This window comes from Flagellimonas ochracea (assembly GCF_009903685.1).
Classification (GTDB): domain Bacteria; phylum Bacteroidota; class Bacteroidia; order Flavobacteriales; family Flavobacteriaceae; genus Flagellimonas; species Flagellimonas ochracea.
The window spans coordinates 1-1072 of record NZ_JAAABI010000025.1 but is presented as its reverse complement, the minus strand read 5'-3'; the positions used below and the strand labels follow the sequence as shown (position 1 = coordinate 1072).

The following is a 1072-nucleotide window of genomic DNA, read 5'->3' as shown; positions in this document are numbered from 1 at the left end:
TGAATTCTTTTCTTTCCCTTATCGTTTCGGAAAAGCTCAATCCCGATATAAGATTCTCCTCCAGTAGGCCAACCAATGATTTATGCCGTTCCTTCTTTTGCCCCTCTTTTATTAACGCCAATGCCTCTTTAAGAGTGACTCCAGCCTTCAACAAAACCCCAAGTTCCGTATAAAAATCTTCTTTTTTTCTATTTGAAAATGGTTTACTGAAGGAAAATAGCTCACGTTCGAGCAACGGGGTTCTTTGTAAATCCTGGCTTACCCCTTTCTGCTGGGAAGAAATTTTCGATATATTTTCCAGTTTAAATCCCATCAATTTATAAATACGGCCGCATCATTATTTCTGAACACAAAAAGTTTCTTATTTATTTCGTCCCCGGTCTTGGTCAATTTAACGGCATCAATGATACCTTCCTCAATTTCATTACCTTGAAAATATACCTTGTGCACTTTAAATTCTGAATAAAAAGTGTCCCTGTCTTTGACAACATAATCCTTATGGAATTCATACTTTGTACTGCCCATTTCGTGTTTTAGCTCTAATATGCTATTGATTGAGGAATATTCGATTTTTGAATAAAGATGAAAATCAATCCATAAAGCTTGTTGCAGTGAGTTATCTATCGATTCCTCTTTATAGTTTTTCTGAATGCCCCACATTTGTTTTTGAACCAGGTCTAAGACTGAAAATGCCAGGCCTACAACTACAATGGTTACAACAAGTACCACTAGTATCTCGCTTAGGGTAAATGCCTTTAGTCTTTGAAATCTAATTAGGTGCATAAAACTCTATCTGATCAATCCGTGATTCTGAGTCTGTTCCATTTGTCTCTTCAATATATACCTTGCCTTCTGGACCAACACTTAATTGCCACTCTTCCCATTCTTCAAAATATGGTAAACTCAGTTTGTTATGGGAATAGAGATACTCCAACTCATTTAGGTGGTTAAGAAGAGGGTTCATTTGAATTTTGATTTTTGTTGAAAACAGCGAATTCAATATAAGACTGGCCATCATGAAAACCACTACTATCAATACGGTGGCAACCATGGTCTCCATTAGGGTGGATGC

3 protein-coding genes are annotated in these 1072 nt (G+C 36.8%); all 3 read right to left on the bottom strand.

The window, feature by feature from the left end; genetic code table 11:
- Nucleotides 1-313: type II secretion system F family protein (locus GTQ34_RS16595; RefSeq protein WP_208103916.1), on the bottom strand; the 313-nt coding region annotated here is incomplete at its 3' end.
- A complete protein-coding gene (locus GTQ34_RS16590) occupies nt 313-783 on the bottom strand; it encodes a hypothetical protein (protein WP_166524925.1) in 471 nt (156 codons plus the stop codon). The genes GTQ34_RS16595 and GTQ34_RS16590, both read right to left, overlap by 1 nt.
- Nucleotides 770-1072: hypothetical protein (locus GTQ34_RS16585; RefSeq protein WP_166524924.1), on the bottom strand; the 303-nt coding region annotated here is incomplete at its 5' end. The genes GTQ34_RS16585 and GTQ34_RS16590, both read right to left, overlap by 14 nt.

Excerpts from the sequence above, each read along its gene's own strand:
- GTQ34_RS16590 (WP_166524925.1), bottom strand. The coding sequence starts at position 783 with ATGCACCTAATTAGATTTCAAAGACTAAAGGCATTTACCCTAAGCGAG.